General features: G+C 41.3%; 26 protein-coding genes and 1 riboswitch. Of the genes, 12 read left to right on the forward strand and 14 right to left on the reverse strand.

The window, feature by feature from the left end:
* The 4 genes from UF75_RS03255 to UF75_RS03270 all read left to right on the forward strand — a co-directional run.
* Positions 1 to 680: ABC transporter substrate-binding protein (locus UF75_RS03255; RefSeq protein WP_045573166.1), on the forward strand; the 680-nt coding region annotated here is incomplete at its 5' end.
* Positions 681 to 733: 53 nt separating this feature from the next.
* Entirely contained in the window at positions 734 to 1,402 is a 669-nt protein-coding gene (locus UF75_RS03260) for an amino acid ABC transporter permease (protein WP_045573167.1), read from the forward strand.
* Between the two features lie 32 nt (positions 1,403 to 1,434).
* The gene (locus tag UF75_RS03265; protein WP_045573242.1) at positions 1,435 to 2,160 is read left to right on the forward strand and encodes an amino acid ABC transporter ATP-binding protein; all 726 of its coding nucleotides are present in this window, start codon (positions 1,435 to 1,437) and stop codon (positions 2,158 to 2,160) included.
* A 225-nt stretch (positions 2,161 to 2,385) separates the two neighbouring features.
* On the forward strand, positions 2,386 to 3,270 hold the full coding sequence (locus UF75_RS03270) for a CAP domain-containing protein (protein ID WP_348983024.1): 885 nt from the start codon (positions 2,386 to 2,388) through the stop codon (positions 3,268 to 3,270).
* A gap of 99 nt (positions 3,271 to 3,369) precedes the next feature.
* Here the strand turns inward: UF75_RS03270 and UF75_RS03275 are convergent, their stop codons facing one another.
* The gene (locus UF75_RS03275) at positions 3,370 to 3,801 is read right to left on the reverse strand and encodes a DUF2695 domain-containing protein (RefSeq protein ID WP_045573168.1); all 432 of its coding nucleotides are present in this window, start codon (positions 3,799 to 3,801) and stop codon (positions 3,370 to 3,372) included.
* 268 nt (positions 3,802 to 4,069) lie between these two features.
* Between UF75_RS03275 and asnB the strand changes: the two genes are divergently transcribed.
* On the forward strand, positions 4,070 to 5,956 hold the full coding sequence (gene asnB / locus UF75_RS03280; protein ID WP_045573169.1) for an asparagine synthase (glutamine-hydrolyzing): 1,887 nt from the start codon (positions 4,070 to 4,072) through the stop codon (positions 5,954 to 5,956).
* A gap of 52 nt (positions 5,957 to 6,008) precedes the next feature.
* Here asnB and UF75_RS03285 read toward each other — a convergent pair whose 3' ends face one another.
* The 9 genes from UF75_RS03285 to UF75_RS03325 form a co-directional block, all read right to left on the reverse strand.
* The gene (locus tag UF75_RS03285; RefSeq protein ID WP_045573170.1) at positions 6,009 to 6,479 is read right to left on the reverse strand and encodes a hypothetical protein; all 471 of its coding nucleotides are present in this window, start codon (positions 6,477 to 6,479) and stop codon (positions 6,009 to 6,011) included.
* A gap of 73 nt (positions 6,480 to 6,552) precedes the next feature.
* A complete protein-coding gene (locus tag UF75_RS03290; protein ID WP_045573171.1) occupies positions 6,553 to 7,731 on the reverse strand; it encodes a cyclopropane-fatty-acyl-phospholipid synthase family protein in 1,179 nt (392 codons plus the stop codon).
* A 126-nt stretch (positions 7,732 to 7,857) separates the two neighbouring features.
* Positions 7,858 to 8,652: an NAD(+) diphosphatase gene (nudC, locus tag UF75_RS03295; protein WP_045573172.1), complete on the reverse strand. Its 795-nt coding sequence runs from the start codon at positions 8,650 to 8,652 to the stop codon at positions 7,858 to 7,860.
* Between the two features lie 49 nt (positions 8,653 to 8,701).
* Positions 8,702 to 9,097 carry a MauE/DoxX family redox-associated membrane protein gene (locus UF75_RS03300; RefSeq protein WP_045573173.1) on the reverse strand — a complete coding sequence of 132 codons (396 nt, stop codon included), beginning with the start codon at positions 9,095 to 9,097 and terminating at the stop codon, positions 8,702 to 8,704.
* Positions 9,094 to 9,552 (reverse strand): thioredoxin family protein, encoded by a 459-nt coding sequence (locus tag UF75_RS03305; protein WP_242860094.1) that lies wholly within the window; start codon positions 9,550 to 9,552, stop codon positions 9,094 to 9,096. The genes UF75_RS03300 and UF75_RS03305 overlap by 4 nt, the downstream gene beginning before the upstream one ends.
* Positions 9,545 to 9,970, reverse strand: coding sequence for a PaaI family thioesterase (locus UF75_RS03310; protein ID WP_242860095.1), 426 nt, complete (start codon positions 9,968 to 9,970; stop codon positions 9,545 to 9,547). Before UF75_RS03310 ends, UF75_RS03305 begins: the two co-directional genes overlap by 8 nt.
* A 90-nt stretch (positions 9,971 to 10,060) precedes the next feature.
* Positions 10,061 to 11,362: a hemolysin family protein gene (locus tag UF75_RS03315; RefSeq protein ID WP_045573175.1), complete on the reverse strand. Its 1,302-nt coding sequence runs from the start codon at positions 11,360 to 11,362 to the stop codon at positions 10,061 to 10,063.
* Between the two features lie 173 nt (positions 11,363 to 11,535).
* Positions 11,536 to 11,961: a hypothetical protein gene (locus tag UF75_RS03320; protein WP_045573176.1), complete on the reverse strand. Its 426-nt coding sequence runs from the start codon at positions 11,959 to 11,961 to the stop codon at positions 11,536 to 11,538.
* Positions 11,958 to 13,067 (reverse strand): ParM/StbA family protein, encoded by a 1,110-nt coding sequence (locus UF75_RS03325; protein WP_045573177.1) that lies wholly within the window; start codon positions 13,065 to 13,067, stop codon positions 11,958 to 11,960. Before UF75_RS03325 ends, UF75_RS03320 begins: the two co-directional genes overlap by 4 nt.
* A gap of 170 nt (positions 13,068 to 13,237) precedes the next feature.
* Positions 13,238 to 13,413: riboswitch (cobalamin riboswitch) on the forward strand.
* Positions 13,414 to 13,520: 107 nt separating this feature from the next.
* Between UF75_RS03325 and cobT the strand changes: the two genes are divergently transcribed.
* The 5 genes from cobT to UF75_RS03350 all read left to right on the forward strand — a co-directional run bounded on the left by cobT (position 13,521) and on the right by UF75_RS03350 (position 17,601).
* The gene (gene cobT, locus UF75_RS03330) at positions 13,521 to 14,600 is read left to right on the forward strand and encodes a nicotinate-nucleotide--dimethylbenzimidazole phosphoribosyltransferase (protein WP_045573178.1); all 1,080 of its coding nucleotides are present in this window, start codon (positions 13,521 to 13,523) and stop codon (positions 14,598 to 14,600) included.
* A gap of 50 nt (positions 14,601 to 14,650) precedes the next feature.
* Positions 14,651 to 15,298: a bifunctional adenosylcobinamide kinase/adenosylcobinamide-phosphate guanylyltransferase gene (gene cobU / locus UF75_RS03335; RefSeq protein WP_045573179.1), complete on the forward strand. Its 648-nt coding sequence runs from the start codon at positions 14,651 to 14,653 to the stop codon at positions 15,296 to 15,298.
* A gap of 6 nt (positions 15,299 to 15,304) precedes the next feature.
* Complete coding sequence (cobS, locus tag UF75_RS03340) at positions 15,305 to 16,036, forward strand: adenosylcobinamide-GDP ribazoletransferase (protein ID WP_045573180.1); 732 nt, start codon at positions 15,305 to 15,307, stop codon at positions 16,034 to 16,036.
* Positions 16,037 to 16,343: 307 nt separating this feature from the next.
* Complete coding sequence (locus tag UF75_RS03345; protein ID WP_045573181.1) at positions 16,344 to 17,081, forward strand: putative ABC transporter permease; 738 nt, start codon at positions 16,344 to 16,346, stop codon at positions 17,079 to 17,081.
* Positions 17,082 to 17,094: 13 nt separating this feature from the next.
* Complete coding sequence (locus UF75_RS03350) at positions 17,095 to 17,601, forward strand: HD domain-containing protein (protein ID WP_045573182.1); 507 nt, start codon at positions 17,095 to 17,097, stop codon at positions 17,599 to 17,601.
* A gap of 14 nt (positions 17,602 to 17,615) precedes the next feature.
* On the opposite strand, the gene UF75_RS03355 is transcribed toward UF75_RS03350, so the two are convergent.
* Positions 17,616 to 19,169 (reverse strand): sensor domain-containing diguanylate cyclase, encoded by a 1,554-nt coding sequence (locus tag UF75_RS03355; protein ID WP_045573183.1) that lies wholly within the window; start codon positions 19,167 to 19,169, stop codon positions 17,616 to 17,618.
* 163 nt (positions 19,170 to 19,332) lie between these two features.
* Here UF75_RS03355 and UF75_RS03360 point away from each other — a divergent pair, with 163 nt between their 5' ends.
* Positions 19,333 to 19,983: a VTT domain-containing protein gene (locus UF75_RS03360; RefSeq protein ID WP_045573184.1), complete on the forward strand. Its 651-nt coding sequence runs from the start codon at positions 19,333 to 19,335 to the stop codon at positions 19,981 to 19,983.
* 11 nt (positions 19,984 to 19,994) lie between these two features.
* Here the strand turns inward: UF75_RS03360 and UF75_RS03365 are convergent, their stop codons facing one another.
* Positions 19,995 to 20,615, reverse strand: a complete 621-nt coding sequence (locus tag UF75_RS03365; protein WP_045573245.1) for an SGNH/GDSL hydrolase family protein — start codon at positions 20,613 to 20,615, stop codon at positions 19,995 to 19,997.
* Between the two features lie 133 nt (positions 20,616 to 20,748).
* Between UF75_RS03365 and UF75_RS03370 the strand changes: the two genes are divergently transcribed.
* Positions 20,749 to 21,708, forward strand: coding sequence for a cation diffusion facilitator family transporter (locus UF75_RS03370; RefSeq protein WP_045573185.1), 960 nt, complete (start codon positions 20,749 to 20,751; stop codon positions 21,706 to 21,708).
* A gap of 29 nt (positions 21,709 to 21,737) precedes the next feature.
* Here the strand turns inward: UF75_RS03370 and UF75_RS03375 are convergent, their stop codons facing one another.
* Together UF75_RS03375 and UF75_RS03380 are read right to left on the reverse strand one after the other, a co-directional pair.
* Positions 21,738 to 22,247, reverse strand: a complete 510-nt coding sequence (locus UF75_RS03375; RefSeq protein ID WP_045573186.1) for a GNAT family N-acetyltransferase — start codon at positions 22,245 to 22,247, stop codon at positions 21,738 to 21,740.
* Between the two features lie 282 nt (positions 22,248 to 22,529).
* The gene (locus tag UF75_RS03380) at positions 22,530 to 22,739 is read right to left on the reverse strand and encodes a DUF3231 family protein (RefSeq protein ID WP_242860096.1); all 210 of its coding nucleotides are present in this window, start codon (positions 22,737 to 22,739) and stop codon (positions 22,530 to 22,532) included.
* Between the last annotated feature and the right edge of the window lie 26 nt (positions 22,740 to 22,765).

Genomic DNA, 22,765 nt, shown 5'->3' on the forward strand with positions numbered 1-22,765 from the left:
GGATTAAAGCCGATGGAAAGTTGACCTATGCCATGAGTGGGCAGTATCCACCCTTCAATTTCTTTAACGAGCAGAACGAGCTTACTGGATTTGATGTGGAAATAGGCCAAGAGATTGCCAAAAGAATTAATGTGAACCCAGCTCCTATCGCAACAGAATGGGATGGACTCATCGCTGGGTTAAAAGCCAGCAAGTTTGATATGATCTTAGGGAGCATGGCAATTACGGACGATAGACTGAAGGAAGTGAACTTCAGTGCCTCTTATTACCGTTCAGGAGCCCAAGTTATTGTGCCCTCTGACTCGAACATCCGCGGAGAGGCTGATCTCAAAGACAAAACGGTTGGAGTCGTTTTGGGCACAACATTCGAAACGAAAGCACGAGAATTGGGGGCAACCGTAAAGACCTATAAAGGTGACCCCGATGCCTTTAATGATATGGCCAATGGAAGGCTGGATGCCGTAATTACTGATAAAATTGTCGGCTTAAATGCCATTAAAAAGAACAATTATCCCTATAAACTAGTGGGGGATTTGTTATATGAGGAGAAGATGGGTATCGCGATTCGTAAGGACAGTCCAAAATTGCTGGAGGCCGTAAACAATGCTTTGGGCGAAATGATGGATGACGGAACTTATCAGAAAATCAGTGAAAAATATTTTAGTGCAGATATCCGCTAAGCGGAAACGAATCAGCAAAGGGGTAGCTCTGTGCAGACTGGAGGGGAATTGCTTTGAATCTTGACTTTAGTATCATCCTAAAATATCTACCCTATTTGTTGCAGGCGGCAGGTTTAACCATCGAACTTGCTGTTTTGGGAATTGCCTTTGGTATTCTCATAGGTCTGGTTGCAGCTCTACTAAAGATATCCCATACGCCTCTGCGGTTTGTTGCACATTTTTACATTTGGCTGATTCGTGGAACCCCTTTGCTTGTTCAGCTATTTCTCATCTATTTTGGTTTACCACAGCTAGGCATCACATTGAGTGCTTTTGCATCTTCTGTACTGGGACTGGGAATCAACAGCGGGGCATACCTCGCCGAGGTTTTTAGAGGAGGTATTGAAGCTATCCCGGTAGGACAAACCGAAGCCTCTTCATCTCTTGGCATGGGGAAATTCCTGACCATGCGCAGAATTATTTTTCCCCAAGCCTTGCGGATAGCGTTACCGTCATTAGGCAATCAGTTTATCATCAGTTTAAAAGATTCATCTCTTTGTTCCGTCATTACGATGTCGGAGCTTCTTCAAACTTCCCAACGCTTTGCCAGTGTGACGTTTGCCCCAATGGAATTTTACACTGCGGCTGCAGTGTTATATTTACTGATGACAACTGTGTTATCAGCTGTTCTAAGCAGTTTTGAATGGCGATTATCTAAAGAAAATCGGACAAGGGGGTGTTAATAATGGAATTAGCATACAAACCTGAAAAGTCAATGATTAATGTTAATGGTCTAATCAAAGACTTCGGCAAGACACGAGTCATTAACGGTATCGATGCAACAGTGTCTGCAGGCGAGGTTGTAGTGCTGATCGGAGCGAGTGGTTCGGGAAAGAGCACTTTTCTACGCTGTTTGAATGGACTGGAAACACTCACCGCGGGAGAAATTTTGATCGATAGCGTACCGCTTGAAAATAAATCAAGCAGTCTCAAGCAAATTCGCCGTCAGGTGGGAATGGTGTTCCAGCAATTCAATCTGTTCCCTCACCTGACTGTGTTGGAGAATATCATCGAAGCTCCCATTCATGTGCTTAAACAAGAGAAAGTCAATGCAATCCAAGTTGCTGAAGAGCTCCTCTCAAAGGTTGGCCTATACGATAAACGCGATAATTACCCAGCAACCCTTTCAGGAGGGCAGGGCCAGAGAGTGGCAATTGCTAGGGCGCTTGCTATGCATCCTAAAATAATGCTTTTTGATGAGCCAACTTCGGCCCTTGATCCTGAACTAGTCGGAGAAGTTCTCACAGTCATGAAACAGTTGGCTGAAGATGGCATGACTATGGTTGTTGTAACCCATGAAATGGCCTTTGCTAGGGAAGTTGCGGATAGGGTGATCTTCATAGATGAAGGCCGGATTGTCGAAGAAGGTTTACCTGTTCAGATTTTTGGTAACCCTCAGGAAAAACGAACCAAAGCCTTCCTCAGCAGATTAAATCATTGAATAACGTAGGCCTACCCTTCTGTAGGGTCGATATATTTCTAATTATAAAAACCACGGGTGTAGGAATATCGTTTCTTCCTACACCCGTGGTTTTTAAATTTTTTATGATCCCTACTTTTGTTAATTAATAAACATTCCCCAGCTCTTTGCCTACCTTATTCATGTCAATTTCTGGTTACAAGAGAACACAATTAGAATTGTTTAAGAATTAGCAACAAAGAACACTTGGCTAAAACAATGCCTTTCAGGGCTAGTGGTAGCCAAGTGTTCTTTATAATCAAAGTTCTGGAGAGTAAGTTCTTAGAAATAAAAACCTCATGTTTGAAGAATACTATAGAAATGAAACTTTTGACTGCCGAGGAGGAAATATCAATGAATCGTAAATACTTAAAGCTTTTATGGACAGCTTTGCTAAGTCTATGTCTATCAACTACAGTCTTCACCTCAACCGTTAATGCTCAGACCCTCTTCACAAGAGCAAATGTACCCGCACAAGTAAAAATTACCGCTTCCTCTCTAAATGTTAGATCTGGACCATCGGTTGCAAAAATAGTAGTAGGACTACTTTATAAGGACCAAATAGTTGACTGTATCGGTAAAATAGGGACTTGGTGGGTAATACATTTAGAAAATGATACCGTTGGATTAGTTTCGGGTAATTATGCAAAACCTTATTATCCACCCAGCCCTGCACCTACTCCTTCTCCTACTCCTTCACAACTTATTAGTAACGTGGAAGAACAAAAAATGCTCGATTTAATAAATTCCGAGCGCTCTAAGGTTGGGTTAACTCCCCTCAAGTTAGACTCAAAATTAATGGAGGTTGCGAAGCTCAAAGCGGAGGATATGGTAAAAAACAATTATTTTTCACATACCTCACCTACTTATGGGTCCCCCTTTGATATGATGAAAAAATTCGGAATTACTTTTCAAACTGCTGCTGAAAACCTTGCAGGGAACTCATCAGTTGAAGCCGCTCATAATGCTTTAATGCTATCAGAAGAACACAGAAAAAATATATTAAATTCTAGTTATGACTATATCGGTATTGGAATTTCCCCAAGCCCCGTTTATGGAAAAGTATTCGTGCAAATGTTTATCGGGCGTTAATTAGCTCAAATTCTTACCCTTGTAATGACAAGCAACAGACCAAAAAGAGCCTACTCCTATCAATGGACTAAGGCTCATTATAGTTATTCACCTATTTACCTATTTACCTATTAACCGACTCTCGACATTATAAATAACCTCACAATCACATTGCCCACCGTTCTTTTTAAATACCTCTATTATTTCGTTCATTTTACCTCGGCTAAACTGCATCTGAGAAAGAATTTGATCGCTCAAGCGGAAATCATGCTTGCATGTTAATCCTGCGAGTTTCTCGTTCAACCTATAAAAGAACATTCTATGAAAAAGTGAGCTCAATAATTCGGAGTCCTTGTTTAAACTTGCCTTTTCCTCATTAAATAGAAAATCATAGTCTAAATTTGCCGTTTGTAATCCCGAAACAAGTCTTCGATTAACTTCTTCTCTAATTAATTTTCGGTCTTTTAGAACCTCATCTTCAGGGGTTAGCTGTTCTCGGAGTTCTCTGCGTTTTTCTTTATTAGCTGTTCTTTTGGCATCACCAAGCGACATGAACATTCCCCCTGTTCTTTTAGCGTTGACCATACATTATACTCCGCTTATATCGTACCCACACCAGCGTTCTTGTAAACCAAATCAAGTCAATTTACTGCCCCAACCTTCCGAGTACTGCGTAAGGCTTCACTCACTTAGGGTCATGTTAAATGTTGTTACATAAACTAAAGTTAATATTACATAAATCTTTGTAACAATTACCGACCTATAAGAATAGGATTAATTGATAATGGTTATCTGTTTCAATATAAAAGGAGGATTTAAGATGTGTGGTATCGTCGGTCAAGTAGATTGGGAACATGATCTAACTCTTCAAAAAAATGTTTTAATAGGTATGACACAAACTCTAATACCTCGGGGACCCGATGCTGAAGGGTACTGGCTATCTCCTCGAGCGGCTTTCGGACACCGTAGACTGGTGGTTGTAGACCCCATAGGTGGTCGTCAACCAATGATTCGCCAACGGGGTGATCATACATTCACCTTGATCTACAACGGTGAACTCTATAATACACCAGAACTTCGTCAAGAACTAATGAGTCGCGGGTATTTATTCGAAGGGCATTCTGATACTGAAGCCGTCCTTCTTTCCTATTTAGAATGGGGGCCCTCCTGTGTCGAACGTCTAAACGGAATTTTCGCCTTTGGAATTTGGGACAGTAAGGAGGAACAATTATTTGTAGCGCGTGATCGATTGGGGGTTAAACCACTCTTTTATAGTGAAATGCCCAAAACCCTTGTTTTTGCTTCAGAACTTAAAGCCTTATTAAAACACCCCGCTATTTCCCCGGACCTTGGAACCGATGGATTATCCGAAGTTTTCTTGTTAGGTCCTGCGCGGACTCCTGGAGTGGGTGTTTACGAAGGAATTTCCGAACTTAGAGCTGGGCATTTTCTCATCTATTCTGCCAACGGTCTGTACATTCGCAGGTATTGGGCCTTACCTAATCATGTTCATGAAGATAATCTAGAGAAGACCACCGCGAAGATCCGTGATCTTTTTGTCGATACTGTCCAACGGCAGTTGGTTTCTGACGTCCCGATAGGCACTCTATTATCTGGTGGACTGGATTCAAGCGCCATCACCGCAATCGCGGCAGAGTTCCTGAACCTCAATGGGCAAGGACCCCTTCCGACTTTTTCCGTCGACTATGCTGAAAATGATAAATATTTCCATGCCAATGACTTTCAACCTAGTGCTGATGGACCTTGGATTGAACGAGTATCCCAAACCTTCGGAACTAAGCACACGAACTGTACGTTCAAGATCCCCGAACTTGTTGAAGCCCTCAAAGCATCGACTATAGCACGGGATCTACCCGGTATGGCTGACATTGATTCTTCGTTGTTACTCTTTTCACGGGAGATTAAGAAAAGAATCACCGTTGGTTTATCCGGAGAATGTGCCGATGAAGTGTTTGGAGGCTACCCTTGGTTTCATCGTCAAGACTCTCTCGAGGGGACGACTTTTCCCTGGGCCCTGCAAGTACAAAATCGTTTGCAAGTGCTTTCTCCCGAACTTATCGAACGTCTTCAGCCCCAAGCCTATTTAAGGAGACGTTACGAAGAAGCCCTTGCCGAAATTCCTAATCTTCCAGGGTCTTCGACCGCTATTAAGCGAAACACCGAATGCAGTCATGATCAAAAACGTAACGCTCGAATTCGAGAGATTACCTATTTGACCTTAACTCGTTTTATGCCTACCCTACTCGATCGGAAAGATCGTATGACGATGGCCACTGGTTTGGAGGTAAGGGTACCATTCTGCGATCATCGCTTAGTCGAATATGCTTGGAATATCCCATGGGAGATGAAAGCGCTTGAGGGTCGAGAAAAAGGGCTTTTACGACGTGCTCTCACCGGAATCTTACCTGATGACGTGCTTTGGCGACGCAAAAGCCCCTATCCAAAAACTCATCACCCCCACTATTTACAGGCAGTTCGCACATGGTTAATTGAAATCCTAGAAGATAAAACCTCTCCGATTCTCCCCCTAATAAGCCAAACCGCCCTGCGAGATCTGATCAAACTTTCTGATACCCTGCCTTCCGGTCGACCTTGGTTCGGACAATTAATGGACGTTCCTCAGCTCTTCGCCTACCTTATTCAAGTCAATTTTTGGTTACAAGAGAACAAAATTAGACTTATTTAAAGATTAGTAACTAAAGAAAACTTGGCTGGTGCCCGAAGACACTGTCTCAATATTATTCCGTAATCTTTTCTAGCATTTCGATATGCTTAACCTTATTATCAATAATATTAGACAATATCTTATAGGTTTTTGAATGAATGTCACTAGTGTTTTTCACAAACCTCCCTTGTATATCCATCATCAAGGAATATATGGACTTTTCCAGTTCTAGTGAAAATCTCAAATATTCCCTTACATTATTTATTTTTATTTCTATATCGATTCTTTTATTGAAATCATTGATCAAAGATGACATCTTATCGTATATTGAAAAATCAATCTCTTCAAATTCTACATCACTAATTTTACTTAATAATGTTTCGTAATATTCAATTGTCTTATCCAATTCTTTTATTAATACATTTGATATTATCTTGATAGATAGGTTATCAGGATTTTCTTGCCCTATAGTTTCATTTATCGTTCTTCTTTTAATTGCAATAGCTACTGCTTTATTAATTATATCTGTAACATTGTATCCCATAACTTTAACCGCCTTAATTATTCGATGCACTGTTGGATTTGAAGTCATGATAAGTGGCACTTTCACTTCGTTATTAATGATGTGAATACATATACCCACGGGTCATTGGCCATGAGTTGTTTACTCCCTTGCTAAACAAGAACTGATGAATATCAATGTTACCGCAATGGAACGAAGCAGCGCAAGAGTTGAGATAGAGACGCCACATCCGAATAAAGGTTTCATCCTTTGTTTTCTGAATTAACGGGAGAGCCTCCTCAAAGTTTTTGGCCCAGTGCTCCAAGGTTTGAGTATAGTGTTCACGAAGGCTTTCTAGGTCTTTGAGATGGAACGAATTTTCTGCCATAAGCTTAACCAGTTCTTGAACTGCAGGAATATATCCACCTGGGAAAATGTACTTATTAATCCAACTATTCATTCCCCCTTCTTCATTGCTAGTAATGCAATGTAAGAGAGATACTCCGCCTTCATTTAGAAGTGATTTTACCGCCGAAAAATATTCCTCTAAATGTTCCTTCCCTACGTGCTCAATCATCCCAACGCTTAGTACCCGGTCAAAAGTTCTGTCCCTTAATTCTCGATAGTCCACGAGCTGGACTTCAACAAGATCCTTGAGACCCTCGTTTTGAATTCTTTCGAGGACCCGAGTATATTGCTCGGAACTAAGCGTGATCCCAAGAGCTTTAACCTGATGATTTTTAGCTGCGGTTAAAATAAGTTCTCCCCACCCACAGCCGATATCCAGTAAGGTTTGTCCAGGCTTTAAGTTAAGTTTGCCTAGAGTATGATCGACTTTGTTCTTCTGAGCCTGAGCTAAGCTGTCTTCTGGCGTTTTAAAATAAGCACATGAGTAAGTCATGGTCTCATCCAACCATAAACGATAAAAATTATTTCCAATATCATAGTGGAATTGAACATTCTCTTTACTCTTACGAATATTGTTGGAAATGATTTTCGCCCATTTAACATAGGCACTTTTATGGAGATAACTATCCTGTTTGTTATAAAGGGATTCAATGACTTTCTGGACGCTTCCTTCAATATCAATCTTCTTTTGCATATACCCTTCGCCAAAGGCTAAGGACAGGTCACTCATAACTTCAGTTTTGTCAATCGGCTCGTTTAAATTGATCCGGAACTGAGCACCATCCCCTCCATAATTCACGACATCTCCATCCCAAAACCTAACCTCACAAGGATCTGTAAAAAGGTTTTTCATAAAGTTTCGGTAAAATGTTTTGTCAATGCTCATCATTTATGCCTCCCCTAAAAAATTGATACATATTAATATGTATTTAAATTAATTTTTTATTCTCCCCAGTTGAGCGGGGAGGCCATCCCGAATATGCCTAATTTCTATGCCTAGAAGTTAATATCCTTATCCTTTATGTTTAACAAACCAATCTATTAAACTCCGGGCTATACTTCCGATGCCAGGTATCAGCGGGAGTTGCTCGACTGTAAACCACCCAGCATCTAAGATTTCTTTATTATCAATAGTTATGTCCCCACTAGCATACTCGGCGGTAAAACCTACCATCAGAGAATCAGGGAAGGGCCAAGGTTGGCTGCCAAAATAGTTAACGTTTTTGACTTCCAGGCCCACTTCTTCTCTTACTTCCCTTTGTACGCACTCTTCAAATGTTTCCCCTGGCTCCACAAAACCAGCCAAAACACTATAGAAGCCAGCTTGAAATCGACTTCCCTTTGCTAACAAAATTTCCCTTTCCCTGGTAATAGCCACGATAATCGCTGGAGAAATCCGTGGATAGTTAACAAACCCACAAGAAGGACAAAGCTTAGCCAGTTCATCTATCTTATTTTCCGTATGTGCTCCGCATTGGCCACAAAACTGATGGGTACGATCCCAATGTAAAATTTGAGAAGCTTTACCCGCTAAGAAAAATAGATCTTCCGGAATTTGTCCGAGCAAACGCCTCAAGTTGTTTAATGTGATAGCTTCGGATACAACCGTATCCGGGCTAAGTTCAGCAACATAACATGAATGCCCTTCAACTTGACCAAGATATTGTCTCCTTACCAACTTCTCGCTTAACTTATGCAACTCAAGGTCTGATAACGTTAATTGCACTTTATCCTTTATGGTAAGAATTTTGTTCCCTCTAAATAGCAACCAATAGGCAGTTGCATCTCCATCAACTTTGCAAAACATTAGGCATTCCTCATTTCTATGTTTGAAAGTTGCTCTTCTTTTACAATGCTTATTTTTTCCATTCTCTTAAACAAACAAAACCGGCTAAAAGCATAATTGAAAAATCTCTAGCTACGTGATAGAAAGTAATTTTTTCTGGTCCACTAAAGCCAAAACATCCGCACCCATAAGGCAGTATATTACTGTAGTTTAGGATTACCTGAATAAAGAAAAACAAGGAGAGCAAAAACAAAAGCCCGCTAGAAAACTTTGTTTTCCAATTCAAAATCAAAGATAAGCCAGCCAATATTTCAACCCAAGGAAATACAATAGCAATCAATAATGCTAGTAATTCCGGCAAAAATGAGTAGTATGCCAATATGGTAACTTTTAAAAGGTAAAGATTAAAAATCTTGCTTCCTCCAGCTAATAAGTAAATAACTGCTAACAATACTTTGAAAATCAACTTGTCTCACCTGTTTCTCTAAAGAAGTTCTTATACTCATCAACTGTTTTAAAGCCTCCCGTAATACCTTTGATCATTTTATGATTACGATATACAAAAATAGATGGAGTCCCCTGTATCTGGAGGTCTTTGCGTAGGTATTCAAATCTTTGTAGATCTACTTTTACAATTTTCTTGATCATAAGTTCTCCCACTGCCTGGATCAACTTAGGCTCAGACTCAATACATTGAACACAGGTAGGTGAATAGAAATAAACATAGAAGTTCTCACCATCGTCTATCATTTGTTGTAACTGATTTGGAGTAATATCTGGTATCTGAGCTGTTTTGAACATTCGTGACTGCCATAAATAAATTCCAAGGGATAAACAAATTCCAACTATAAATATTATAATAAATGCTTTTTTCATTTTTACCACTTTTCCCGTCAAATTATAATTTACACTTTTAAGCAAATTCCAGCTTATCCTTTTTTCTATAAGCCATGCCTGTAAACCTAGCAACTACGTTCTTATCTTCATCATATATGTCAACATTATAGTTAGCGATTTTCTTAGTTGCTGAGATTTCTTGCGCTTCAGCAATGAGCATTTTCCCTCTAGGCGGCTGAAAATACGATATATTTGCATTAATCCCTAATGAAACTAGTCCATACGAATTGGAGGCAGCGGCAAAAGCAAAGTCCGCTAAAGTGAATGTTACTCCCCCTTGGACAATGTTTACTGCATTTAAATGTTTATCTGTAATCTCCATGTTTGCCTTTGCATAACCGGGTTTAACCTCAACTAGTTTTATTCCCGCAAGAGCTGCAAACCTATCCTTTCCAAAATAAGTTATAATGTCATTACTCATAAGTTCATCCTTTCTTGGCATTAACTAGTGATAGAACCTTGCATATTCAAAATGGCCCGCATTACTCGGCTGCGGGCCATTATAGAATCTAACCTAAAAATGACTTAAAAGTTAAACCGCTTCGTGAACTTCTTTCACATCACTGGCTAATTCAGGCATCTTTTTCGTCACCTTAACCTTAGTGATTCTAAAACCGATCACTTCCATCACTTCAAAGTGAAATCCATCAAAATAAATGGTATCCCCTTTAATCGGTCTTCGACCTAACCTAGAGAAGACATATCCACCAATTGTAGAAACCGTTTCTTCCTCAAGTTCAATGCCCAGAAGTTCGGAAACTTCTTCCATCAGGACTCGTCCATTAAGGAAATATTCGTATTCAGCCACCTTCTGAATGGGAGGCTGCTCCAATTCAAATTCATCATAAATTTCTCCGACTAATTCTTCCAGCATATCTTCGATTGTGACTAACCCAGCGGATCCACCAAATTCATCGACTACGATCGCCATATGCGTTCGTTGACTTCGCATTTTCTGGACGAGATGAGAAATTGGCATTCCCTCTGGAACGACGATGATATCTCTTCTAATCTGAGTAATATCTTTCTCGCCTTCCTGTTCTTGAAGCCGAAAGATGTCCCGCATATGCACTAGCCCAAGGACATGATCTTTATCATCATCACATAGTAAATAACGCGTATGCCCATACTCTTTGACAATTTCGAGAATCTCTTCAAACGTATCCTGGATAAAGATACATACCATATCTTGGCGGGGGATCATCACTTCACTAGCAATACGATCCGAAAACTCGAAAACATTGTCTAAAAGTTTTCCTTCCATCTTATCTAAATACCCATGCTTTTGACTGGCATCGACTAACATTCTAAGTTCTTCTTCACTATGGGATAAATCAGCTTCATTTGCCGGTTCGATATTAAAGATACGCAATACTACGTTGGCAATACTGTTGAGGGCCCAAATAACTGGGTAAAAAATCCAGTAGATAATTTTTAAGAAGCCGGCAGTTCCGAGTGCTATATCCTCTGCCTTTTGAATCGCCAATGACTTAGGGACAAGCTCTCCCAAGACAATGTGTAAAAAGGAGATAAATAAAAAAGCTATAACTACTGCAATGGTATGAGTGTAAATCGTATTCCAACCAGCGACTCCCAAAAACAACGGCTCGATCAGGGATGTAATTGCCGGTTCTCCTAACCAACCTAAACCCAAGGAAGCAAGTGTAATGCCTAACTGACAGGCAGATAGGTAAGCATCAAGTTGTGATGTGACATCAAGCGCGCTTTGTGCTCTCCTCGAACCGTTCTCCGCAAGTTCCGCTAATCGCGTCTTGCGTACTTTAACCATAGCAAATTCGGCAGCCACAAAAACACCATTTAAGCCGACCAACATGAAAGCTATTAAAACCTTTGTGCCACTCCAGAGCAGACCGTCTATGATTTTTCTCCTCCTTTTATTATCTAAAGACCAAATACTCTTGACTGTATCTATGATTATTTGTACTTATGCTAGACTATAATTATACATCACTATCGTTACTTATATCAAAGGGTTATTCGTAAAACTCAATCATTTAACCTATCACTTGGAAAACCTTGCAAAACCTTCAGAACCACCTCATCATCTTCTGTACCGATAATATGCTTCATCATATACTCTAAACCCGTCGAACGAATTGGTTCAACGACACGCTCTGAGTCTTGTTCAGGTACATTAACTTCAAATAAAGCCTCCAATGAAAACGGCAAATCCTCCTGGATTTCCGGTTCATTTAACTCCATATTATCTGTATCGTCGAGTACGCTGCTTTCAGAGTTCTGGTTTTTCTTTATTAAAAGCATATCAGCAGATGTTCCTAATAGTGCTTTCCGCAAAATTGCTTTAATAAAAGAGCTTCTCTCCTCTGGTTCAATTTCTTGTAACGCTAACCAGAGATCCGTCTCAGCTTCATCAAAAAACAGCGGAATAAAAGAAGACTGAGCATTAATCATACTGAGGGGTTCGATTTCTTGGTAATATTATTTACCAGAGTGGCAGCCATAATCCGGAAACCTGTGGCATTGCCGAATTGTGGATCGTCAATCAGGAGCTTATTTTCCAATTGAATATGCTCATAGACCATTTCTCCGACCTTTCCGGCAACTAGAACGGTGTGTAATTTGCCAAGCATGGGTTTTATGGCCTTTTTAACTTCTCGAGAGATATCGGTTCCTAACTGGTTAAGCATACTCTTCATGATGGGATTCAGATTAATCGAGCCGTTATTCCAAGGATACAAGCCTCCGTTGACACGGAAAATTTTATCCAATTCCTTATCATCCGTTTCAATCGGGTTGGCATGATTCGCGGTCATTTCTTTCAGTTTTTCAGCAACGCCAGTATAAGCCCACTTTAGCCCCTTCTCAAGACTGAAGGAATTGGGTGGATCGAGCATAACGCCATCATAAAAGGTAGCGATATCGGTCGTCCGAAAGCCTGGATCGATAACCACTACATACCCACTGAAGAGTTTGGCGCTGGTCGGAATCCCATATTCATTGAGAGTCTCCTTGATAAAGACCCCATAACTCTGGGGAAGCACTCGGGACCGCAGGATGTTTAGTTGGCGTGTCAATCCTTCCATAGGACCTGAATGAAAGGTCACTGAAAAAGACCCCTTTAATTCTGCTTCATACTTGTCCTTTAAACTAGCATAATACTTCACAGGCACGCCGGTTCCGAGATAAACATTCACTTTTGGGCTTTTTTGAGCAAGGGCTAAAGCGACGACAAGTAGCGCTGTCGCTTCTTCATCCGATGATTTGTCTTCATCCCAGCAATAATGAGCTTCATTTGGATTCAAACTTTCCGCTAAACTCCCCATGAAGTAATGACGTTCCACACCGGTCGAATTATTCTTGACCATAACATCCAGTGAAGAAATCTGAGTTTCCAGGTCAGATCCTTTACTAATCAAGGAATTGCCCAAGGTTGAGAAAATCCGTTCATTCCCCTTACAAATCACGGCTGGAAATAAGACTTTCATTTCTCCAGTATCTAGTTTAATCGCACCAAATCCCGGATCTGCTCCGGCCACGAGAATATCACTTTCTAACACTCTTGTTCCTCCTCGATACAATCAATAATGTACACAAACTCATTACGGCAACTGCCATATCTACTATTATATACGAAGGTTACACGCTTGTAAAAATGTGTTATAGATGCTTCAACAAAAAATTGCATACTTATGCTTGAGATTGAAAAAAGGTTGTGATATGCTAAATAAAAAATATCGACGTTTTAGGTGCCCTTTGGGGAGAATAGGGAAGTTCGGTTTCAAACCGACGCGGACCCACCACTGTATTCGATGAGCTTTGAAGCCACTGGCACTATGCTGGGAAGGTGACAAATTAAGCAATGATTCGAGAGCCAGGAGACCTGCCTAAAATGTTAAAGTCTTTCCACATCGTGGGAAGCGACGGTGATGAAGGTAAAGTCCCGGCCACAGATTTATTTGTGGTCGGGACTTTTCTGTTTTTTGCGAAACAATTTAAGGAGGAGTATTAGAATGAAAAAGTTGACGGAAACACAACTCCACACCCAACTCGAAACACTCATTGCGAACATCACAGAACTTGATGAGGAAGCTATGACCAAAGTCCAAGCACGCTTAGATATGCTGACCAAACCTCAGGGGAGTCTCGGACAATTAGAGAGTATTGCCAAGCAACTTGGTGGAATTCAACGGACCGCTAACCCTAAAATCAATAAGAAAGCCGTTCTCCTGATGGCTGGAGATCATGGTATCGCTGCCGAAGGAGTTAGCGCCTTTCCTCAAGAAGTTACCCCTCAAATGGTGTATAATATTATCAGTGGTGGCGCAGCAATTAATGTACTGGCTCGCCAAGCCAATGCCGACGTCTTTTGCACAGATGTCGGAGTTGCCTTCCCTTTAGAAGGAAATTTTATTCACAAACGGGTTGCAAATGGAACTCAGAATATGGCTAAGGGCCCAGCTATGTCCCGTCATGAGGCACTGCAAGCGCTACTGGTCGGTGCAGAAGTTGCTGAGGAAAAAATCCGCGCAGGATATAACCTTTTTGCGACGGGTGACCTTGGGATTGGCAACACCACCCCTAGCTCTGCTATCGTTGCCCTCTTGACCAATTCCCCTCTTGAGGAAGTTGTGGGGCGGGGGACTGGGATTAATGATGCAGGGTTAATTAAAAAACGCCAAGCCATACAAAAGGCCTTCGACGTCAATCAACCTAATCCGGACGATGCTCTTGATGTTTTAAGTAAAGTTGGCGGGTTTGAAATTGCGGCGATTGCTGGTTCTATTCTTCAGGCGGCGGCTAGTCGTGTACCTATTGTAATTGATGGGTTTATCTCAACAGCTGGTGCACTCATTGCTTCGAAAATTGCCCCTCAATGTACTGCCTTCATGATTCCTTCCCACGGTTCAGTTGAACCTGGTCACCGTAAGGCCATGGCAAGCCTAGGTCTTGATCCGGTCATTAACCTCAATATGAGACTTGGGGAAGGGACTGGAGCTGTCCTAACCTTTCATTTAGTCGAAGCAGCTCTCCATATACTAGAAGAAATGGCAACGTTCGCTGATGCTGGAGTCAGTGAGCAGTCAAGTTAATTTTGTTTAATATGACAAATGAGTTAATAAACAGGGAGTCGGTGAATGCTATGTCTCAATTTACATTGATTACTGGCGGTGCTCGGAGCGGGAAAAGCGGTTTTGCAGAGCTCCTAGCCGCTTCGGCCAAGCGTCCTGTCACATACATCGCCACCGCCCAAATCTGGGACGAAGAAATGGCCCACCGCGTCAAGAAACATCAAAAACAACGTCCCTCTACATGGCAACTCATCGAGGAACCCCTGAACATTCGAGATACCTTATGTCAACTCAAAGATTATGACGGAGTCATTCTCCTGGATTGCGTCACACTCTGGCTCACAAATCTTCTCTTAGTTGGACAAGGCGGACCGGCTGAACGTGCCACCCTTTCTGGTCATGAAGGAGAAGGGATCACACCAGACTCATCCAAACAAGATAATCTATTCCTAGACATCGAACCGCAAATCCTTGATACCGTTAAAACTGTCGCACAAATGGCCCAAACGATTAAACCCAAGGTCATATTTGTCACTAACGAAGTAGGCCAAGGAATTGTCCCCGAAAACCGTTTAGCCCGAGCATACCGGGATTTAGCTGGACGTAGCAATCAAATTCTGGCTCGTTGTGCGGACCAGGTCTATATGGTTGTAGCAGGTTACCCCATGGAGCTTAAACACTCTAGCGAGAAGTTCTTGGCTTCTCTGCTTAAGGAGTGATTATGATTGCGCGGTTTTATAATTGCCCTAACCTTTTTTACTAGAATTCCGTTTCCACTACCGAAGGATGTTTCTTCAGAAGAGTTTATTAAAAGTTATCGCTTTTATCCCGCAGTGGGACTGGTCTTAGGTCTTCTTCTTTGGCTTTTGGCAAAAATCTTGTTACCCTATTATCCTCCATTAGTTCTCGGAGCACTCATCTTGGGTGCAGAGTTAATGCTCACTGGAGGAATCCATCTTGACGGATTCATGGATAGTATGGACGGTTTATTATCGGCTCGAAGCCCTGAAAAAATCTTAGATATTATGAAAGATAGCCGAGTTGGAGCCCATGCCTCAATGGCCCTTGTAGGTTTGCTACTCTTGAAATTTACATTACTGGCTAATCTAACAGTTTCAAAGTTACCGCTTCTCATCGTCATGCCGATGCTCTCTCGCTGGGTTTTTCAGATTGGGATGATCGGATTTCCCTATGCCCGCTCCCAGGGGCTTGGTAAAGGGTTTCATGAAGCAACACAATGGATTCCTTTCGTTCTCAGTGGAATAACAGTTTGTGGGATATCTTTTTACCTGCTCGGATTTGCCGGGCCGCTCGCTTTTGTCATCTCCTCCTTAATCATATCCTTAATAGCCTTCAAAATTTCTTCTTTACTGGGGGGCTTGACAGGGGATCTATACGGTGCTTTTATTGAACTTTCCGAAGTTATAATCTTATTAGTCGCTTTTCCATTTGTTTAGTGAACTTCAGTCTGGAAAACATAAAGGGGGTGTCGCAAAACTACTTTTAACAAGTAGTTAGCGATACTCCCTTTTTATTTAAGAGTACAAAAGTAGGCTGCTGCTCTACGAACTATGAAGTTCATTTTGCAACAGCCCCATTAGTTATTCGGTGGTAATACTCAGAATTATTTCCTATGAATGTATTATTTTTTGTAAACAATTAATAGTATTGGATTAGTCCACAAATGTACATTAAGGCACTTTTAGAGTACACTAGAGATAATTATTAAACAATAGTTAGCGTCTTACACAGAGAGGAAAAAATATGACCGATTTTATCCTATTATTTTCGTTTTATGCGTTTGCTGGCTGGGTAATGGAAACAATCTATCGAACAATCAAGCAACGACGGGTTGTAAACCCTGGATTTTTGGTCGGCCCCTTCCTCCCAATTTACGGTTTCTTTACCACGCTCGTCATCTGCTTTTCTGGAAGCTTATCTAAACTAGCTTGGGAATGGCAGTTTCTTGGTTTTGTATTTTTAAGTACCTTACTGGAATATGTCGCTGGGTGGTTTTTTGAACGTTTTTTTCACTTGCAACTTTGGGATTATCATACAACACCGTTTAATCTAAAAGGGCGGATTGCTCTCCCTTTTTCCCTTCTCTGGGGGATTTTAGGGCTTGTGTTTCATCTCATCATTCATCCAGCCGTACAAATTCAAATGTTACGTATCCCACAAACCTTTCGTTCTCTCCTTGCTATCCTTTTAACAGCCTATATTATTTGGGATATTATCCATTCCACCCTCTTACTTCGTCGCTTAGAATACTTTGTCACCATGTTCCAAGAGCGCTATGAACGTTCAGAACTTATGCTGTTTCACTCTGCTAGCTCTCCATTTCGACGATTTCTTCATACTTATCCTAAAATGCGCCATACTATAAGCGAGAAAATGGCGTTACTTTATGCTAAGCAAGAAGCGCTTGAACATTTCTTAAGCCTTCAACGAAAAAAATTCTCTAACCTAGGTAAAGAAAACGGCCCACACTCACTTGACTAAGAAGGTGTATTAAATGGATTTATCAGAACATGTTGAGGACATTTTAAACCACGAAGAGTATCAACAATTGGCGCTCTTTACCCATCATCGCCCTTTTACTACTTTAGAACACTCTCTTCGGGTTGCTCAGATCGCCTATAACTGGTCCATACGCCTAGAAAGCAAACTTAAATTGGACACTCACGCAATCACACGTGGTGCACTACTCCATGACTTTTTCTTGTATGATTGGCATAAACCTAGGCCGGATCGATCCAGATGGCATGGTTTTCGTCATCCTCGTATTGCTTGTCAGAACGCAGAACGCTGTTTTGAGCTAAGTGAGAAAGAAAAAGACATTATTCTAAGCCATATGTGGCCGCTCACCCTGCGTTTACCTAAAACCCGTGAGGCCTTTCTCGTCATGGTTGCTGACAAAATGGCCTCTATCCAGGAATTCCGCTTTAAATTCAAACGTCATCTTCCACCGTCAGAACGCTATACGTCTCTTCACCTCATAAAAACAACTCGTGAAAATTGATTGTGAAAGATTACTTATTCGTACGTACTTTCGGTTACTATGTTTCCCTTACCTCTTTGCTTCCCTAGATAAAGCCGATGATCCGAAAGCTTATAAAGAGATTCATAATCTTTAGATTCAGCGGGGAATTCTGCCACCCCCATGCTTATGCCTAAACCATACTTTTCTAAATCTAAGTTACTCCTTAGGCGACTCATTATATTCAGCGCATCCGGGCTTAACTTTAAATCTGTTAATACAACGGCAAATTCATCTCCCCCTGTACGAGCGACAATATCCTCTCTTCGTACGGACTTCTGGAGTTTTTCTGCCACATGACTCAAGGCCAAGTCTCCTGTTGGGTGTCCCTTTGTATCGTTCAAATTCTTAAATCCGTCTAAATCAAGGAGCAGAAATAAGAACGCCGAGCCACGTCTAAGAGTTCTCGCCATTTCCCCTAGGATCCTTTGCTCAAACCCCTGGCGATTCATGATTCCAGTGAGACGGTCCGTCGTGGCCAGATGTTCAAGTTCCTTTCTTTGTCGGATAGTCTCTAAAGCCATACTTAACATCCGTACAAAGGCGTAAAGTATCTCTTGGGTATGTATAATGTCTCGCGTCTTGGAATCGATGAGCCAAAGTTCTCCCACGACTCCCCGATAGGTTTTAATAGGCTGAATAAGGATTCTTTCGACAGGGTAGGGAAGTTCTTTATGTTCATCCTCTTCAAGTATTCGTAAGGTAGGGGCCTCATTCGGTATATAGCCAAGTGGAAAGTGAACATGCTTATCTCTTTGGATCCATTCCTGCCAAATCTCTTCAGATTGTTTAAGCCGACCAAAGGGAGAACGTATTTTCCATTCTCCATCCTTTTCCATATGGAAAAAACCAGCTTCTAAATAAAGAATCTCCATAGCCATTTCTCCCGCTTCAGCGAATAACTGCTCTTCAGACACAGCCTTAACCAAAATTTCTGTTCCTCTGAGTAGTAATGATAGGGCTTGTTCGCGATCAACTGCTGCCATACGCAGTTGTTGTTCATAAACACTGGAGGAGAGTAACGGCATTAACTGTTCTAACCAGTAGACGTCCCCCTCGTTAAAAGAAGAGGGATCGTCACTAAAGAGCAATAAAACTCCTAATAATTGTCCAAAATGGAGGAGCGGAGTGCAAAAGATCCGCCGAACCTTAAATTCTCTGAGAGTCGCTCGCCAAGCTTCGAAACAATGCATCCCCTCTGAATCCCATCTGTATCGTTCATCACCTTCGTCTTCAATTTCATAGAGCATCATTTTCCGTTCTATATAACTATTCCCTTGAGTTACTTTCCTGATAAATAATTGAAAGTCTACAGGGAGAGCATTGCCCATTAAAAAGGTTTCTTGAATTTCAGTTCGAGCCTTAATGGCTAGGGGATTAAACTCTTCACCCTGCCATAACCAGACACCCGTCATAGTACAGTTGAAAAAATCAAGCCCTCGTTTGGTTAAAATTTTAAAAGCATCTTCTAAATCCTCCTCATAATTTATTTCGTGAAGAAGCTCTAAAATATCTTCGGGCTTAAGTCTATATTGAGGAGGAAGCGGCATAGCTAATCAACCTTTCCTTATTGAATGAATCGTTTAAGTAACATTTTATCATAAACCTTCTAAATATACGGTATATATCAGATAATTGAAAAAATTTACTTCCAACTTTATATTCTCACACTAATATATTATCGTAAGCACTAACTTTAAAGGAGGGTAATCCATGGGCAAAAAATACTTTTCACTATTAACCTTGGTCATCTCCCTCACGTTTGTAGTGCTACTATATCCGAAACTCCAGCATCCTGAAGCTTTCCAAGCGTTTGTAACCCAGTGGGGATGGATCGGGATCATTATCGACCTGTTTATTATCATTCTTTTGGCCCTTTTTCCAGTAGTACCCTTTGTCTTAATCGCAGGGGTGAACACACTTCTTTACGGGTGGGTCGGTGGATTTTTACTCTCCTTGAGTGGTAGCCTGTTAGGGGCCTCAGTAGGTTTTTGGTTGGCTCGTACTCTTGGACAAACATGGGCCCAACCTAAAATTGGGAAGCTTGGCAAGTGGGGTATCCTGATCGAAGGGAATAGCTTTTTAATTATTTTACTCTCCCGACTGATTCCGGTTCTTCCTGCCGCTGCCGTCAATTATGCCGCAGGCTTATCTCTTATGACCTTCCCGAAATTTTTATTAGCCAGCCTCATTGGTAAAATACCCATGATTTTATGGGAGTCTTGGGTGGGACACTACTTTTGGCAAGTAAGGCATCATCCCGAACGATTATTACTGGCCTTAGCAATTGGAGTTCTTCTCCTTGGATTAATAAGCTTGTACTGGCGTGTTACCTTTAAACGTCTTAAAAGCCCTGAACCCTAATACGTTTTTTCTCAATAACGAGCAAAGGCTTTTGCAATTACCTGATAACCAAGCGCATTGGGATGTGCATGATCCTGACCTATCAGCAACGGCTCTTTACCTTTAAATTCCCGGTCCAGATAGACTACGACCTCTCCAAAGCTTCTAGCCCATGTGATAATTATAGCATTAGCCTTGTCAATCATTCCCTGTACCAACCCATAATAGTTTGCATAGGGCACCCACCCAGTTAAGGGGTTATAAAGAGTCGCCACTTTGACGACAACGTTCGGATTCAGTATCCTAATCTCTTGGCCAACTAATCCCAATGTTTTGTTCATATTCACAAAAATTAAGGGAATCTGTGATTGGTTTAAACGTTGATGCATGCTGTCTATAAGACGAAGTAAATCATTTGAGCCAATCGTCAGTGTAATCAAAGAAGCCTGCGTAATAGAATGACGGAAGCCTTGATTAAACTTTAATAAATTAAGCAGTCCACTGGTTGTTAAGCCGTTGACTCCTAGATTGAGGACGTGCAGAGCCTTGTCATGTCGTCTAAGAAAATTTGCATAAAGATTGGGAAACGAGAAGGGGCTCGCTACGCCGTATCCTGCTGTAATGGAGTCCCCTAATGCTACATATAGACTCACTTTTATCACCGCTTTCAAAGCACCATATTTTTCCTATAGGATATGCATATTAGGCACTCTATGTCACGCCTGGGCATAAACCACCGAAAATATGGGATGATAGTATCAAAAAGCTTTGAAATGGGTGAGGGGCATGACGACAATTCGGGAACTTATTAGTAAAGGAAATACTTCCTCATTATACGCGACATTTGGCAACCTTTTTTTGCTTATTATCAAGGGAATTGCCGCAATTTCTAGTGGAAGCGGAGCAATGTTTGCTGAAGCCATGCACACAGGGGCGGATGCTGTCAACCAACTCTTTGTCTTTATTGGTAGCATTCTTGCCGAACGAAAACCAACGCCCCGTTTTCCGTCAGGATTTGGACGAGTCATTAATGTCTTCTGTATGGGGGCAGTCATCGTAGTGACGATCATGGCCTATGAAACAGTTCTAGAAGGGATCCATTTAATTCAACATCCAGTACCTCTAAGAAAGCTGGGCTTAACGATTTTTAGTCTCACTGCCTCGATCGCCATCGATGGGTATGTCCTATCTAAGGCCATGCGTGAAATATTGAGCGAAACACGGACTACGGGAACCGGATTGGGCATATTTTCAGAAGCCTTTAAAAATGTCAAACGTGCCTCGCCAGCCACGCGCCTTGTCTTCTATGAAGATCTTGTAGCCACCTTTGGGGCCGTACTGGCAGTAATAGCGATTTTGATATCTAACTATACTTCCATCAAGGCCTTAGATGGTTTTGCTGCGATCATTATCGGACTCCTCATGGGTGGAGTTGCCTTTCTCGTAGGATATGACAACATGGTTGGACTGATCGGTGTTTCAGCTCCCAAGGACGTTGAAGACAAAATTGCACAGATTATTTTTTCCGACCCTGATGTTACGGATATCAACAAAATGCGAATCCTCCAAGAGGGACGTTTTTATCACGTCGAAAGTTACATAGAACTGCGGCCTGGCTTATCCTTAGCCGTGGCTGATGACATCAAATTCAGGATTCGAGATAAGCTCTTGGCCTATGAGGATGTCACAGATGTAACGTTAGGAATAATTGAGGATACAGGAGTTAAGGACTGGACAACAATTTAAACCTAACTCATCAGTACCGATGTTTAGTCTTAGCTGGTCGTACCATGCAAAGCTTTTTCGTAGGCATAAAAGGGCGTTTCTTTTCCTAAAAAGCTCATTTCCCCGATCATTGTGTAGCCGCAACGAATAAAGAGAACGTTCATTTTCTCATTGAGCGAATTCGTATCCGTTTTGAGATAAGTGATGTTGTTCTGGAGGGATAAGTCTTCTGCAAATTTCATCAGTTCCTTACCTATCCCTTTTCTTCTATGCTGAGGGGCCACGGCCATCCGGTGGATCACCATGGCCTTATTTTTCGACGTCCAATTAAGCTCCTCATATTCATCCGGCTCAACTTTATTGACACATACAAAAGCAACAAGCTGACTATCTCTTTCCGAGACATACAAATTACCTTCTCGAATGTCATTGACGAAATCCTTTTCCTGAGGGTACGTTTCATCCCATTGAGTATTGTTATAAGTACGCATTTCGATAATCGTAGCTTGGATTATAGCCATTATTTGCTTGATATCTGCTAATTCAGCGATTCTCATCATTCTTATTTAATCCCCCTCCGAGAATCAAGTATACCAATAATTTAAGGGCGTGTCTCCCCCTTATCCTTTGATTTAGAATCATATATCACAAAAAATATGCGACTTCAATCATACTTTTATAACTCTCTCACTGATATTCTTGATTTAGGAGGGACGGAAATGTGTGGAAGAGCTAAGAATGAGAACTTAATAGGTACTACAAAATTACCTTAAAGTTCTCCAACCGTTAATCTTTTACATGAATATACTGAGTCTTCATTTTATATATTTACTTTTTAAGGTTTAATGAGTTAATTCTTGGCGATCTGCGGCTTCTGGAACTTTTTCTAACCATCCATTTTCAATCAACAAATCTGCGCCATCCTTGACATAGTCTAAAATTTCTGCCATCAAACGACTAAAAGATAAAGCGACATCTTTTCTCATTGTATTAGTCAGCCCAAGTCCATAACTCGATATAATATAGGCCATTGTTACAGTTACTTGACCCACTTCGCGCACAATTCATAGTAGTTTGA

This window comes from Desulfosporosinus sp. I2, from assembly GCF_000960765.1.
Lineage (GTDB): Bacteria > Bacillota > Desulfitobacteriia > Desulfitobacteriales > Desulfitobacteriaceae > Desulfosporosinus.